Origin of the sequence: Porphyromonas gulae (assembly GCF_000765945.1) — a bacterium.
Taxonomy (GTDB): domain Bacteria; phylum Bacteroidota; class Bacteroidia; order Bacteroidales; family Porphyromonadaceae; genus Porphyromonas; species Porphyromonas gulae.
The window spans coordinates 23,474-37,819 of the sequence record NZ_JRAT01000021.1 but is presented as its reverse complement, the minus strand read 5'-3'; the positions used below and the strand labels follow the sequence as shown (position 1 = coordinate 37,819).

Here is a 14,346-nt window from a genome sequence, read left to right as displayed (position 1 = left end):
ATAACGCATATGAAAACAAAACTTCTTTTTACCTTATTGACTAGCATAATACCTTTTTCGATGCTGGCTCAAGAAACTGATTCGCTAAAAACAAAGCAGTTGGAAGAGGTCATAGTTAAGGCTAAATTACAGAGAACTTCACCTCAGTCATCAGTCGTTATACCGACTGTGAGACAAAAAAACTCTGCACAAAATGCCGTAGATCTTCTGCGGAAGATTGCAATGCCACAGATAAGCATTAATCTGATGAATAATGCAATCACGACTCAAACAGGCGATGGTGTAGTCCTATTTATCAATTTTATTCCGGTCTCAAAGGAGGATGTTGAAGGTTTGTTAACTACAGATGTCAGGAGGGTAGAATATTTCGATTTCCCCTCCGATCCTCGATTTCAAGGTCATGAACATGTGGTTAATTTCATCGTTCATAGGTATGAATATGGAGGTTATACAAAACTAAGTATCAAAGAAGATTTCCTCACTGGACTTTCCAGTAATATTTCATTCTATTCCAAATTTGCTTACAGAAAGATGATTTACGACCTCTATGTCGGTGCATCAAATCATAATCTTCACAATATTGGGGCTTCTACAATAGGTAGGTATTCTCTTCTTGACAGTAATGGAGACAGAGTATCCATTACAAGAAAAGAACTATTTGACAAAGGACATTATAAACAAAATACGTATCCGATTACGCTTAGGGCGATATATGGCTCCAACAATATTCAATTAGCCAATACAGTAGGTTTTTCTTATGGAGAAAGCCAGTGGCAAAGACTTCTGGCACCCTTTCTTACGAACCCGATAAAATAGACTCCTATTCATTTGCAAAAGACAATCCCACAAATCAACGATTTATCACATGGAAAGGTTATTACTTTTTTGCTTTGGCGAATGCTCTACAACTGAGCGTAAGTCCCTATGCAAGTTATAGCCGCATTAATGATAATATTCTGTACTCTAGTACGAATCCTAACACAACTCCTATTGAAAATAATGCAGAAGAAAATCAGTACAGATATGGTATAAATACAACTGTCTCTAAAAACATAGCACAGCGACAAAGATTCTTTTTGCGTGGCTATTATGGAGAAAGTCAAAATGATGTGAAATACACAGGTTCCTCTCCTTATGACAATAAGTTTATATCTCGTTTTGCTGGCAGCACTATAGGATATAATTTTTCCAATGATAGGTGGAATCTAAGTACAGATATCTCCCTACAGTGGGAGGAGAATAAGATTAACGCCAAATCAATTAAAAAGTTCTACCCTCTTTTTAATTTTTCTGCAGGGTTTTCACCATCTTCTATGCACTCTTTCAGGACTTACTTCCACTATGGATCTAATTATCCAGGAGCTAGTATAAAAAGCCCAAATGTTCTAAAGGACAACGAGTTAATGTATGTTACAGGAAATCCCAACATAGGTTTATCACGCCAATTCTCCTATAATCTCTCATACAATTGGATACCAAGCAATAAGTTCTCTACATCCCTCTATTGTCAGTATTATGGGGAGCTAGATTTATATGTACCTGTCTTTGAACATTACAATAATGGTCAAGCTTTGTTGAGACGCTATGATACGGATGCACAGTATCATCGCACACAGATAGGAGCTTCATTTAATTACAAATTACTTGATGGGAAGTTACAACTTGCAGCTTCCCCTTCGGTAACATTTTTCAGAGTTCTGGGTTGTTATGATATGACTAAGACACCATTCTATTTCAATGCATCTGCTATATACCATCTCAATGATTTTTATTTCCAGACTGCATATCAAACTAGATTTCGCACGATACAAGGGAATAGGGCAGTCTATTATGAAGACAGAGACTTTTGGCAACTGCAAGTTGGATGGAGTAAGAATAACTTTAATATTCGTTTGAGCGCTAATAATCTATTCCGAAGTGACTGGTTGACTTCCACAGAAACACTCAATAGTTCTCTATACTCAGAGACGAGACATTTAGAGGGAAATAATTTTCACCGTCGTCTCAATCTGTCTTTTACTTATACCTTTGGGTATGGAAAAAAAATACGACAAAATAATGAGATTGGACAGCAGTATGGAGCTCCATCCGCAATCTTGAAGTAAAGAATGAAACTTAAATTTGTAAAGCAAAAAGATGCTATGGATTGTGGACCGGCGTGCTTGGCTATGATAGTCAAGTACTATGGTCGCAATCCAGACCATGAGAAAATCCGTGAGTATTGTGCTCTAGGCAAAGAGGGTGTTTCTCTATTAGGCATCAGCAAGGCTGCTGAGAGGCAGGGACTACATTCGTTAGGGGGGCGAATAACTTTTGAGACACTTACTAATCAAGCGCCTCTTCCTTGTATTACTCACTGGAATCAGAACCATTTTGTTGTTGTTTATGAAATTAAGAAAAAAAGAAAAGGAAGGTATGCTATCCATGTTGCAGATCCAGCGAAAGGCCTTGTAATTTACTCTAAAGAAGAATTTTGTGGACATTGGGCTAGTACAAAGGTCAATAATGAAGAAAAAGGTATAGCCCTTCTTCTTGAGCCCACAGAATCTTTTTACTCTCAAAAATATACAGATACAGTACCAACCCCAAATAGATTAAAATTTCTCTGGAGTTACCTCAAAAAACACAAGCGATTCTTTACACAATTAGTTCTTGGACTACTACTTGGTTCGCTCTTACAGCTCATTTTCCCCTTCCTCACCCAAGCTATTGTAGATACAGGTATCGGAGGAAAAGATATAGGCTTCGTGTGGCTCGTCCTTTTCGCGGAGATGATGCTTCTTTTCAGTCGCACTATGATTGACTTTATACGCTCCAAGATACTTCTGCACATTTCTACACGCATCAATATCTCGCTTATATCGGATTTCTTCATCAAGCTGATGAAGCTACCGATGAAGTTCTTTGATACTAAACTGATGGGCGACCTCCTGCAGCGCATTGAAGACCATCGTCGTGTGGAGCAATTCCTCACATCAAGTAGTCTAAGTCTGCTATTCTCCTTCTTCACATTCCTCGTGTTCGGCATCGTCCTTGCAGTTTATAATCTTGGCATCTTCCTAGTCTTTCTTCTGGGGACATTGCTTTATGCTGGATGGATTATCCTCTTCCTCAAAAAGCGCAAACAGTTGGACTATAAATACTTCGAGCAGGCTGGGCGCAATCGTAATGTCACCTACCAGCTCATTGGGGGTATGCAGGAAATCAAGTTACAAGGCTGCGAACAGCGCAAACGTTGGGAATGGGAAGATGTGCAAGCTGATCTTTTCAAGGTCAATTTGCAATCCCTAAATCTGCAACAGGTACAGCAGGTAGGAAGTATTACCATCAACGAAGTAAAGAATATCCTCATTACCGTTCTCGCCGCCACAGCTGTGATACATGGCAATATGACCCTCGGTATGATGTTGGCGGTGCAATACATCATAGGACAACTTAATAGTCCTGTAGAGCAACTTATTCAATTCATCTATTCTTGGCAGGACGTGAGTATCAGCCTTGACCGTATGAATGAAATACATACCGAAACCAACGAGGAAAACACGGAACGGACAAAAAACAACTATACTGAAGAGGCTGTAGATGGGCGTTCGCTTGCCATAAAAGCCCTTTCTTTCAAATATGACATACACAGTTCTCGAAACATTCTTTCTGACATAAACCTCCTGCTCCCTAATGGTAAGGTTACTGCTATTGTTGGTGCCAGTGGAAGTGGAAAAACCACTCTCATAAAACTCCTATTAGGGTTTTATGAACCATTAAACGGAAGCATTTGGGTAGGCAATGCTAATCTGAACGAATACAATCTCGGGTGGTGGAGAAGTCAATGTGGAGCCGTGATGCAGGAGGGCTATCTCTTTTCCGATACCATTGCAAGGAACATAGCCATATCGGACGACGAGCCCGACATCGAACGTATCCGCTATGCAGCTCGTGTAGCAAATATTGCAGACTACATTGAAGCTCTTCCTTTAGCCTATAATACCATGATAGGACAGGATGGACAAGGCATCAGTCAAGGGCAACGGCAACGTATCTTGATTGCAAGAGTTGTCTATAAGAACCCGATGTTTGTATTCTTGGACGAAGCTACCAATGCCCTTGATGCGAACAACGAGCGCGCCATTACAGAACACCTTTCAGATTTCTATAAAGGGAAAACCGTAGTCGTGGTGGCACACCGCCTTTCCACTGTCCGTAATGCCGACCAAATTGTAGTTTTGGATGAAGGTAAAATAGTAGAGGTAGGTACACACGAGGAACTGACCACCAAACGTGGCAAATACTTTGCCTTAGTAAAGAATCAATTAGAACTTGGCAACTGATATGGAAGAGAAAAAGAAACAAGAGCGAAGTTTTGAACTTCGTAGCGAGAAAGTTCGCAGTATCATAGGACAGATTCCTTCCTCTCTTTTGCGCTATGGTATTACGACCATTGGAGTAGTGTTGCTTTGCCTTTTTGTTATAGCTTATTCATTGCCTTACAAACAAGTTTATTCTGGAACAGCGACCATCCACAAGATTCCCTTATCATCAGGTGATAGTACAGAGATAAGTATTTTGCTCAAATTCGAAAATAAAAGACCAAACGACATAAACGGGCAAGCTTTATTTCTTCAAACAGCTCAAAAGACAATACAGGGAGAAATACTTGAGTTTTCTCCCGTACGGGATACTTTGGAACGACAGAAGACCATATGTCGTTTTCGTATCGCAGCGATAAAACCACTGGAAAATCAGACTGTGGATTTTCGAGTAGTCAAATCGTCAGGGAATCTATTTCAAAAATTACTCTGGGATGTCAGTATGTAGTTACGTCTATTATTTGATTAGATGTACAAGTGTAGGATCTGCTTTGATTCGTTCAAATTCACCATTCACAAGGGTTAGGACCTCTTGTTTGACTCGCTTATAGTTGGTTTCGATAGTCTCGCTGAGATTATCGGAGCCATCTTTGTTTGTGAACTCAGCAATGACGGGGATAGGCTCGTAGGCTTTGGTTTCGGCAGATACCTTGGCGACATCAACGACAATCTCAGCATGAAAGATTTTCTGCTCGATGCGTTCATCGAAGTTATCGGAGACCGCTCCGACAAACATACCCTGCGTGAGGTTAGAAATCTTGCTGGCAGGGATTAGGCTATCCATCTGTGTGGAGATAGAGGTGGACTTGTCATTGCGGTTGATGGTCATCGACTGGCGTTGCTGAAGCACCTTGCCGAAGCGTTCGCTGAGGGTCTTCGCCGTTTCGCCTACTACTTGACCGCTGAACACATTGCCCACAGTGTTCTGTATTACCTTGCTCTCCTTGTCGCCATAGTCACGAGTGAGCTGTGAGAAGTCTTGAAAACCGAGACATACCGCGACCTTGTTGCTTCGAGCCGTGGCAATGAGGTTGTCCAGCCCACGAAAGTAGATGGTGGGTAGCTCGTCAATAATGACGGAGGACTTGAGCTGCTTCTTCTTATTGATGAGTTTGACGATACGGCTGTTGTACAGACCGAGAGCAGCTGAGTAAATGTTTTGGCGGTCGGGGTTGTTACCTACGACTAAGACTTTCGGCTCTTTGGGGTTGTTGATGTCGAGCGAGAAGTCATCTCCTGTCATGACCCAGTAGAGTGCCGGCGAAATCATGCGAGAGAGCGGTATCTTAGCTGAAGCAATCTGTCCCTGTAACTGATCTTGAGCACCGCCTTCCCATGCGTCCATAAAGGGAGAAAGATAGTTGGCCAGTTCATCATAGGAGGTCAGGATGGGAAATATTTGAGCATAAGGGCGATTCAGGAACTCAATAGCGTGCGGGAAGGTGCAGTACTTGCCTCCGTCATAAATCTTGAGATACCAGATGATGGCCGCCAAGAGTATGATGGGCGACTCCACGAAGAAATCTCCTTGCTTCTGTATCCACGTGCGGTTAAGGTTCAGCATAATGGTGTAGGCTGACTCATAGGCGTCTGAGATGTCGGTCATAAATGCCGGGTTGATGGGATTACAGCGATGGCTCTTGCGTGGGTCATCAAAGTTGATGACATAGAACTGTGGCTTCACCTCGTAGGCATCGAGATGATGACGGAGATGGTTGTAGGCTATCTCCGAGAGGTCTGGAAACTTATAGTCGTAGATGTACATGGCAAAGCCCTTTTCAATCTGCTGCTTGATATAGTTGTTCACAATGGCGAAGGACTTACCCGAGCCAGGCGTGCCGAGCACCATTGAGGCACGAAAGGGATTGACGATGTTAATCCAGCCCTTGTTCCATCGCTTTTTGTAGTAAAAGCGTGTCGGCAGATTGACCGAGTATTCGTTGGTCATTAGCCGTGTCTCCTGCATAAAGCTCTCGTTCTCGACATTGAAAACATCGTCCATCAAGTTGTTCTTGAGTAGGCGACTCATCCACACACCACCCATCAGGAGGCAGATGTAGCCGACTGAAAGTGTAAAAACGTAGAGTGAGGCTGCTCCCACTTTACCAATCGGTAGAGCAAGTAACCACCAGTTGAGAAAGAAAAGGACAAAACCAAAAGAGAGTACAGCCCAAATCTTTGACCAAGTGATTTTCTCCTCCTTGACGCCCTTGGTGCCGAGACAAGAGAGGGCGAGGAAAACTACACAGAAGAGTTTCGTCCAAAGGATGGAGGAGAACAGTCCTGTCGTTCGCTGAAAGTTCATCAGGATTTTGTCTACAATACCCAGCGTAAAGCCCCACGCATGAAAGGCTTCATAGCAGAACCAATAACAATTGATAAGGAAGAATATCACGGATAGTCCTCGCATAAAGTCCATAATCTTGCCGAGTGCTCTCAAATCATCTTCTTGTGCCATAGTTGTAATATCATTTGAATGGTGTTAGAATCATGTTATAATGCTGTTCGTTTACCGCTTTCTTCGCTTTAGTCTGATCTTGTTTTGTCTGCGAAGTTTGCGTTGCCAAGCCGCCTCTTTCCAATCGTCGTTGCCAATTGGTAGAGATGTGTCGCCTACCAACTCTTCAAGAACCTCATCAATGAGATTATCGCCCGCTTTTTCTTGTATTAGCAGGTTCTGTGTAAGTTGCTTGTTGACTTGTTCTGAGGGAGCTGTTTGGGCATAAAGCTCTTCGTTTAAGAAGTGGTTATGCGTCAAGTCAGAGAAATAGGCCTCAAATTGATTGGCTCCATAGCCCTTTCCTAATCGAGAGCCATTGAGAGCCGCACCTGACTTATCGTCAATGAAAGTGATACCGTAGATACGACCATTATTGTTCTTCCTGATAACTGCTCGTAGCCCTTCATCCTCCAGTCTACGATGTAGCTCCTCCTCTGTTCGGGGAGAAGTTCTCATCACCTGTAAGACCCTTTGTCGTATGTTCGCCATAAGCGGTTTAATGTTCTGTTTGGATTGCTGTATCTTGTGTTGAACAGCAGAATAGCCTACCCCTCGTCCAATTTCTGAGGCATGGATAGGTGTACCGATCTTATTCCCCTTACCATCTGTCGGGACATAGACCAGTCCGTTGTATCTCTTTCCTCTATACTCCGTTTTCACCTCCTCTACGGCAAGCTTATACTTGGTAAGAATTGCATTGAATTCTCCCAAAGAGCAGAAATGGTAGTGAGAAATGACGGAGCGGGCAACAGAGGCGATCTGTTCCCTTATATTTCCTTTCCCCTGTTTCACACCTTGAATCGTTGCTATCTGGTCTTTTCTTTGAGTTGTACTCGGAATCAAGCCATACTTGTGCTCCAAAGCATCGGTTATCTTCTTACTTCGTCTCTTCTCAAATTGGTCATTCAGTTTGCGCCCCTTTCCATCTATGCGTAGTGATACGATATGAATATGTTCGCGTGCAATGTCGTTATGCTTAAAGATGATATAGGGCTGCTTGCCATAGCCGAGTGCCTGCATGTACTCTTGGGCTATCCGAGCAAGAATATCATCCGATAGTTTCTCATCGGGATGTGGATTGAGAGAGCAGTGAAAGACCACATTCTTCGTCCTGCATTTTTTGGGGATAAGTGCTTGCATATCGGCAAGAACTTCACTCATTGTGTACTTATCGTTGGTGTTCTGATACAACCCCTGAGCCAAGAGTATTGTCGCCTCCTTAGCCTCCACTTTTTTGAAGTTGTAGCCGAGTGCTCCTCCGAGGTTTGCTGTGCCGGAAATCTTCGCAATCATCGCTTGCGGTAGTCTATAGTAAGGGCTATTGCCTGCTCTTGTAGGGCAATAATCTGTGAAGCATATTGCTCTAACTTTTGTAGCAAAAGTTGAGCTGTTTTCACCGAGTGGTAGCTGTTGATTGCCTTCACAACTTGATTGTAGAGGATGCCGATTTTATGAACTTGTGCCGTGAGTTCGGAGAGTTTACGATAGTATTCCACGGCTGATTTGTCTACGGTAATGACCTTAAAACTCTCTCCCAAAAGACGGGCACGCACGAAGTCTGACTTTGTTTCTGCTCCCGATTTGAGGAAGAGGGCAATGACCTTTTGTTGGTCTTTGGGATTGGGTAGGCGAGTATCCCACCTATCCCAACGTTCTATCTTTTCATTCATGGCTGTATTGTTGGTTAATGACGACTTTGGAGTCATTTTCTCCTCGCACCGAGGCAAGGGAGCTTTGTCGGCAGAAACGGAGTTTGTCGGACAAAGACACACCTTGCCGGTATCAAGAGATGATGCTGATGAAGCATCCACCCTCTTCGGGGGCTACTTCGATGGAGATAGTTCTCCATTTTCTATTCCTCTGCAAAGTTAGAGGCTTGTTGTAACAGTTTCATCATAAGGGATATTCCGAGAATATCCTGCTATTTCCCGATGCTTCCCGAGGGGTTGAAAGCGACTGATTTACCAACTTATTTTGCAGTGGATTTAGGTCAGAACCGACTGACCGACCTAACTCAGAATAGACCAACCGACCTCCGTTTGTAAGTCGGTTCAAAAGTAGGAAAGTCACGATGTAGAGCAGTTATTGAATCCGTCAGTTAATCAAGATTTCAGTCGCTTAGTTTAGACTGAGTTATCTATTCACTAACGAATCAACCTCAGAGCATCGGTCGGTCACTAAATCCAAGAATCAGTCATTTCCGTAAACAGTTATCTGACATGAAAACACTCCCTATGCAAGCTCCCATTTATTTGGGCTTCGCCTCACAAAAAGGCGGTGTCGGCAAGAGCTCTCTTGCCGAAATCCTTGCCTCCATACTTTACTATGAGAAGCATCTCCCTCTCGTAGTGGTCGATTGTGACGGTACGCAGGAATCGTTCTATAAACTTCGAGAGCGAGAACGCAATCTCATTCAAGCTTCCAAGGAGCTGAGCGAACAGCTCAAAGTCCATTTTACCAAGTTTGGGCATCCGGCTTATCCCATTTTACGTTCCACCCCTGATGCGGCATTGAAAGATATCCAAAAGTATCTGGAAAGCTCGGAACGAAAGGAACGGTTGGTCATCTTTGACTTTCCGGGGCATGCCGGTACAGAAGCCCTTTTACAGCTCTCCATAGAGATGGATTATATTATCTCCCCCATAGAAGCCGATCCTCAGTCCCTGGTATCCGGTTTTGCCTATGCTCAAACCGTTCGGGACTTGGGTCTCAGTTTTGAAGACGCACGCATTCGAGACCTCCTGCTTCTTTGGAATAAAATCAATCGCAGTGCCAGTCCTGTGGTTGTCGACCACTATACGAAATATGCCCAAGAGGAGGAGATCAACCTCTTTGATACCCGTATCTACCATTCGGTGAAGTTTTCTCGAGAATTAGGTCAGGGAGGCGTCAAAGGCGTTTTTCGCAGTTCTTATTTACCACCCGTACCTGCACTTCGTCCATCCACGGGGGTAGATGAATGGGTAGAGGAGGTTCTCCAACGTTTTCACCTTATCCGTGAATAAATCATGCCTTCCATCCAAGAAAAACGACAAAAGATATTGAGTGCCAAACTCCAAGAGATGGGCGATATCGGGGTTACGAAGCGTAGTGCAGAGGAGTCTCCCTTTTTTGACCAACCTGTGGAGTTAGAGTCACAAGGAGCTCCGATACCGACAGAGGAAACATCGGAGGATGCTATACCTACGATGACAAGATCTAAGGGCAACAAGGAGAGCGGATGCTCTTTTCAAGAATACCAAAAACGCTTCTTTGCCCCCTCTCGTGATGGTATAGGGAAATCTGGTTTCACCATCCATGGGGAGATTCTTCAGACTCTCCGAGATATTCTTCGTGATGTCCGCTCCAAAGCGACACTTACAGCTTATATAGAGAACATCCTCTTGGAGCATCTCAAAGAACATCAGGCGATGCTTAATAAAACAGCGGCACAGTACAAACGCAATCCAACCATCAATTTAGACTTGTAATGATGCAAACGATACTATTGAATGTCCTGCTTCTCTTGGTTATCATTTGGGTGCTACTCCTCATTCTCTATACTTACTGCTCCAAATTCTCTCGAATGGGTAAGCAGGAGCAAGAGCAAGCAGCTCCTAAGCAGGAGCAGAACAGGGAGGAGAAACTTCACGTTCTGGTGGGGAAAAGCAAGGGGCTTAGTCCCTCGGATTTCCCTAAAGTTCCCAAAACTTCCTCCTCCGAAAAAGCACTTGAAAATGCCAATAACTTTGCGGAGTCCGAGGTGTCGGAGCAGCAAGAGAAAACTGAAGAAGTGCCCACGATTAGTGAGGCAGAGAACGAACTCCATGTCGCTTATACCATGGAAACCGTCGATGAGGATGAGGTCTTGAGAGAGGAACTGCTACTCACTCCCGATCCGACTCCGGATGTCTCTCCATCGGCAATTCTTGCCCGTGACCTTGTACGCATGGGACGCTGGAGCAAACATGACGACACCCTTGATGAAGAGGATGAAGCAGAAGTTCAGGCAACCCTCAGTAAAGTGCAAGGCACTGACTTGATTGAGAAGTACAAAGAAAACCTCAAGGCACAAGAATCAAAGCATACCAAGTTCTTGGAAGCCATGCATCGTGCAGAGGAAGCTCAAATACAAAGTGATGTAGTAAAAACTGAACACCTCCCAAGACAAGAGCCTCAAGGAGACAACGAAAGAACCTTAGACTATTACCTCTAAAACACAAGCGGAGTAATGGATGGGGTAGCACATGAAGGCTACACGCAAGTAGTACCATGAAAACGAACTACAGAGGTGCTCCCCATCCTGACCTCCCCACACAACAGAGAATAACCTATTCATAATCAATAACAATAAATCCAATAACATGAACAGAAAGAAAATCGCATTGATGTTGCTCCTCATCGCCACAGCAACTGCAGGAGCTTATGCACAGGGGAACGGTATGGCCGGTATCAACGAAGCCACTAAAATGGTGACAAGCTATTTCGATCCTGGTACCAAATTGATTTATGCCGTTGGAGCCGTGGTCGGCTTGATTGGGGGAATCAAAGTATACAATAAGTTCAGCTCGGGAGACCCTGATACAAGCAAGACAGCAGCCTCTTGGTTTGGGGCATGTATCTTCCTTATCGTGGCTGCCACCATCCTTAGAAGTTTCTTCCTCTAATGGCATCTTGGGAAATCAATAAAGGTGTAGGACGCACAGTGGAGTTCAAGGGCTTGAAAGCTCAGTACCTCTTTCTCTTTGCGGGAGGGCTTCTGGGAACTTTCATTGTCGTGGTCGTGCTGTATCTCTTGGGCATTAGTCAGCTCGTTTGCCTTGGCATAGGCGTATTGGGTGCCACGCTGGTGGTGTGGCAAACATTCGCTATGAACCGCAAGTATGGTGAGCACGGGCTGATGAAACTCGGAGCAGTACGCTCGCACCCACGGTATCTGTCGAACCGCCGTACCGTCTACCACCTGTTTCGTAACCTCAAATCACAAACGACCAGATGAGAAACAGCAGTAAGATGAGCACTCTGGAAGCGAAGTTTCCCCTACTATCGATTGAGCAGGGGTGCATCGTAAGCAAGGAAGCCGACATCACCGTTGCTTTTCGGGTAGAACTGCCCGAACTCTTCACGGTGACTTCTGCCGAATACGAGGCGATGCACTCAGCTTGGCACAAGGCGATAAAAGTGCTACCTAACTTTAGCATTGTGCATAAGCAGGATTGGTTCATCACAGAGGAATACCGGGGCAAGCTCGCAGAGAGTGGATTGAGCTTCCTCGCCCGCTTCTCGGAGCGACACTTTAATGAGCGTCCTTATCTGCACCACTCAGTCTATCTCTTCCTTACCAAAAGCAATAAGAAGCGTATGGCTCAGCAGAGCAATTTCTCTGCCCTCTGTCGTGGTCATCTTGTGCCGAAGGAGATAGAGGACAAAGAAGCCGTCATCAAGTTCATGGAGGCGGTAGACCAGTTCGAGCGTATCATCAACGACACGATGCTCATTCGTTTAGAGCGTATGACGGAAGAGGAGCTTGTGGGGACAAAGGAGAAAAGCGGTTTACTTGACCGTTATTTCTCTCTTTCCGATGAGCATCATGCTTCGCTGGAGGACATCCGATTGGGTGCCGACCTTGTACGTGTGGGCGACAATAGGCTTTGCTTGCACACTCTCAGCGACACGGACGACCTGCCAACGACTGTCAGCACGGATAGCCGTTACGAACGACTATCCACCGACCGCAGTGACTGCCGCCTCTCCTTTGCTTCGCCCGTAGGGCTGATGCTTCCATGTAATCACATCTACAACCAATACCTCTTCATTGAGGATAGCGATGCCAACCTGCAACGCTTCGAGAAGCAGGCAAGGAATATGCACTCCTTGGCTCGCTACAGCCGTAGCAACCAGATTAACGAGGAGTGGCTGCAAGAGTACCTCAATGTCGCCCATTCTCAAGGTCTTTGCTCCATCCGTGCCCACTTCAATGTACTGGCATGGAGTAGTGACAGCGAGGAACTGCGACAGATCAAGAACGATGTGGGGAGTGCCTTGGCTCTTATGGAGTGCAAGCCCCGACACAACACCATTGATGTGGCTACGCTCTACTGGGCAGGCATTCCCGGCAATGCTGCCGACTTCCCCTCGGAAGAGAGTTTCTATACTTTCATCGAGCCTGCGCTCTGCTTCTTCACAGCCGAGACAAACTACAAGAACTCACTTTCTCCCTTTGGCATCAAGATGGCAGACCGCCTATCGGGTAAGCCCATACACTTGGACATTTCTGATCTGCCGATGAAAAAAGGTATCATCACCAACCGCAATAAGTTCATTCTTGGTCCGTCGGGGAGTGGCAAAAGTTTCTTTACAAATCACATGGTACGCCAGTACTACGAGCAGGGAGCACACGTCCTGCTTGTCGATACGGGTAACTCCTATCAAGGTTTGTGCGAACTTATCCATGGTAAGACGAAGGGCGAAGATGGGGTCTACTTCACCTATACGGATGAGAATCCCATCTCTTTCAATCCCTTCTATACAGATGATTACCTCTTTGATGTAGAGAAACGAGAGAGTATCTGCACCCTGCTTTTGACTCTTTGGAAGAGTGCGGAGGAACAGATTACCAAGACCGAGGCGGGGGAGCTTGGTTCGGCTGTCAATGCCTATATCGAACTCATTCGTTCGAATAGAAGCATTACTCCCTGCTTCAATACCTTCTACGAGTATCTGCGTGATGTGTACCGAGAGGATATGGGTAAGCGAGAGATTGAGGTTACCCTCTCCGACTTCAACATCAACAACCTCTTAACGACCCTCAAGCAGTACTACCGAGGCGGTCGCTACGCCTTTTTGCTGAACTCGGATAAGAACATCGACCTCCTAAGTAAACGCTTCATCGTCTTTGAGATTGATGCGGTGAAGGATAATAAAGACCTCTTTCCTGTGGTGACCATCATCATTATGGAGGCTTTCATCAACAAGATGCGTCGATTGAAAGGCATTCGCAAGATGATCCTCATTGAGGAGGCATGGAAAGCGATTGCTTCGGCCAATATGGCGGACTACATCAAGTATTTGTATAAGACCGTCCGAAAGTTCTTTGGTGAGGCGATTGTCGTCACGCAGGAGGTGGACGACATCATTCAGTCGCCCATCGTCAAGGAGAGTATCATCAACAATTCCGACTGCAAGATCCTGCTCGACCAGCGCAAGTATATGACCAAGTTCGACGGCATACAGGCGATGCTCGGCTTATCGGAGAAGGAGAAGAACCAAATCCTCTCCATCAATCAGAACAACGACCCGAATCGCCTCTATAAGGAAGTATGGATAGGCTTGGGCGGTATGCAGAGTGCGGTTTATGCGACAGAGGTGTCGCTTGAAGAGTACCTCACCTACACGACCGAAGAGACCGAAAAGCTCGAAGTGATGCGCCTCTCGGAAGAGTTAGGCGGAGACATCGAAACAGCTATCCGTCGCTTGGCTATGGAGAAACGACAGAAGTAAAAC

Annotated in this window: 15 protein-coding genes; 11 read left to right on the top strand and 4 right to left on the bottom strand. The window is 45.1% G+C overall.

Translation table 11 applies throughout. The annotated features are described in order from the left end of the window. The first annotated feature begins 9 nt into the window (after positions 1–9). From HQ49_RS07680 to HQ49_RS07665, 4 genes are read left to right on the top strand one after another with little or no spacing between them, the layout of a single operon-like run. Positions 10–816, top strand: a complete 807-nt coding sequence (locus tag HQ49_RS07680) for a hypothetical protein (protein ID WP_152569159.1) — start codon at positions 10–12, stop codon at positions 814–816. Beyond that, positions 771–2,105: a porin family protein gene (locus HQ49_RS07675; RefSeq protein WP_152569158.1), complete on the top strand. Its 1,335-nt coding sequence runs from the start codon at positions 771–773 to the stop codon at positions 2,103–2,105. The genes HQ49_RS07680 and HQ49_RS07675 overlap by 46 nt, the downstream gene beginning before the upstream one ends. 3 nt (positions 2,106–2,108) lie before the next feature. Further along, on the top strand, positions 2,109–4,325 hold the full coding sequence (locus HQ49_RS07670) for a peptidase domain-containing ABC transporter (protein WP_036846888.1): 2,217 nt from the start codon (positions 2,109–2,111) through the stop codon (positions 4,323–4,325). A 1-nt stretch (position 4,326) separates the two neighbouring features. Further along, positions 4,327–4,812: a hypothetical protein gene (locus tag HQ49_RS07665; RefSeq protein ID WP_036846890.1), complete on the top strand. Its 486-nt coding sequence runs from the start codon at positions 4,327–4,329 to the stop codon at positions 4,810–4,812. 9 nt (positions 4,813–4,821) lie between these two features. Here HQ49_RS07665 and mobC read toward each other — a convergent pair whose 3' ends face one another. Genes mobC through HQ49_RS07650 form a run of 3 tightly spaced genes read right to left on the bottom strand, consistent with a single transcriptional unit; the run spans position 4,822 to position 8,534 of the window. Further along, positions 4,822–6,822: a conjugal transfer protein MobC gene (gene mobC / locus HQ49_RS07660; RefSeq protein WP_036846893.1), complete on the bottom strand. Its 2,001-nt coding sequence runs from the start codon at positions 6,820–6,822 to the stop codon at positions 4,822–4,824. Positions 6,823–6,873: 51 nt separating this feature from the next. Further along, positions 6,874–8,157 (bottom strand): conjugal transfer protein MobB, encoded by a 1,284-nt coding sequence (mobB, locus tag HQ49_RS07655; protein ID WP_036846896.1) that lies wholly within the window; start codon positions 8,155–8,157, stop codon positions 6,874–6,876. Continuing rightward, positions 8,154–8,534 carry a plasmid mobilization protein gene (locus HQ49_RS07650; RefSeq protein ID WP_036846899.1) on the bottom strand — a complete coding sequence of 127 codons (381 nt, stop codon included), beginning with the start codon at positions 8,532–8,534 and terminating at the stop codon, positions 8,154–8,156. Before HQ49_RS07650 ends, mobB begins: the two co-directional genes overlap by 4 nt. Between HQ49_RS07650 and HQ49_RS07645 the strand changes: the two genes are divergently transcribed. From HQ49_RS07645 to HQ49_RS07630, 4 genes are all read left to right on the top strand, one after another. After that, positions 8,533–8,736: a hypothetical protein gene (locus HQ49_RS07645; protein WP_018964952.1), complete on the top strand. Its 204-nt coding sequence runs from the start codon at positions 8,533–8,535 to the stop codon at positions 8,734–8,736. The genes HQ49_RS07650 and HQ49_RS07645 overlap by 2 nt on opposite strands. A gap of 347 nt (positions 8,737–9,083) precedes the next feature. Then, positions 9,084–9,869 carry a ParA family protein gene (locus HQ49_RS07640; protein WP_039419334.1) on the top strand — a complete coding sequence of 262 codons (786 nt, stop codon included), beginning with the start codon at positions 9,084–9,086 and terminating at the stop codon, positions 9,867–9,869. 3 nt (positions 9,870–9,872) lie between these two features. Then, positions 9,873–10,334 carry a DUF3408 domain-containing protein gene (locus HQ49_RS07635; RefSeq protein ID WP_036846904.1) on the top strand — a complete coding sequence of 154 codons (462 nt, stop codon included), beginning with the start codon at positions 9,873–9,875 and terminating at the stop codon, positions 10,332–10,334. Continuing rightward, a complete protein-coding gene (locus HQ49_RS07630) occupies positions 10,334–11,059 on the top strand; it encodes a hypothetical protein (protein ID WP_052073462.1) in 726 nt (241 codons plus the stop codon). The genes HQ49_RS07635 and HQ49_RS07630 overlap by 1 nt, the downstream gene beginning before the upstream one ends. On the opposite strand, the gene HQ49_RS11700 is transcribed toward HQ49_RS07630, so the two are convergent. Next, positions 11,042–11,182, bottom strand: coding sequence for a hypothetical protein (locus HQ49_RS11700; RefSeq protein WP_160224189.1), 141 nt, complete (start codon positions 11,180–11,182; stop codon positions 11,042–11,044). The two genes, HQ49_RS07630 and HQ49_RS11700, sit on opposite strands and share 18 nt — an antisense overlap. Positions 11,183–11,207: 25 nt before the next feature. Here HQ49_RS11700 and HQ49_RS07625 point away from each other — a divergent pair, with 25 nt between their 5' ends. Genes HQ49_RS07625 through HQ49_RS07615 form a run of 3 tightly spaced genes read left to right on the top strand, consistent with a single transcriptional unit; the run spans position 11,208 to position 14,343 of the window. After that, the gene (locus tag HQ49_RS07625; protein ID WP_018964948.1) at positions 11,208–11,510 is read left to right on the top strand and encodes a DUF4134 domain-containing protein; all 303 of its coding nucleotides are present in this window, start codon (positions 11,208–11,210) and stop codon (positions 11,508–11,510) included. Then, positions 11,510–11,842 (top strand): DUF4133 domain-containing protein, encoded by a 333-nt coding sequence (locus HQ49_RS07620; RefSeq protein WP_036846907.1) that lies wholly within the window; start codon positions 11,510–11,512, stop codon positions 11,840–11,842. Before HQ49_RS07625 ends, HQ49_RS07620 begins: the two co-directional genes overlap by 1 nt. After that, complete coding sequence (locus tag HQ49_RS07615) at positions 11,839–14,343, top strand: TraG family conjugative transposon ATPase (RefSeq protein ID WP_036846913.1); 2,505 nt, start codon at positions 11,839–11,841, stop codon at positions 14,341–14,343. Before HQ49_RS07620 ends, HQ49_RS07615 begins: the two co-directional genes overlap by 4 nt. The last annotated feature ends 3 nt before the right edge of the window (positions 14,344–14,346 follow it).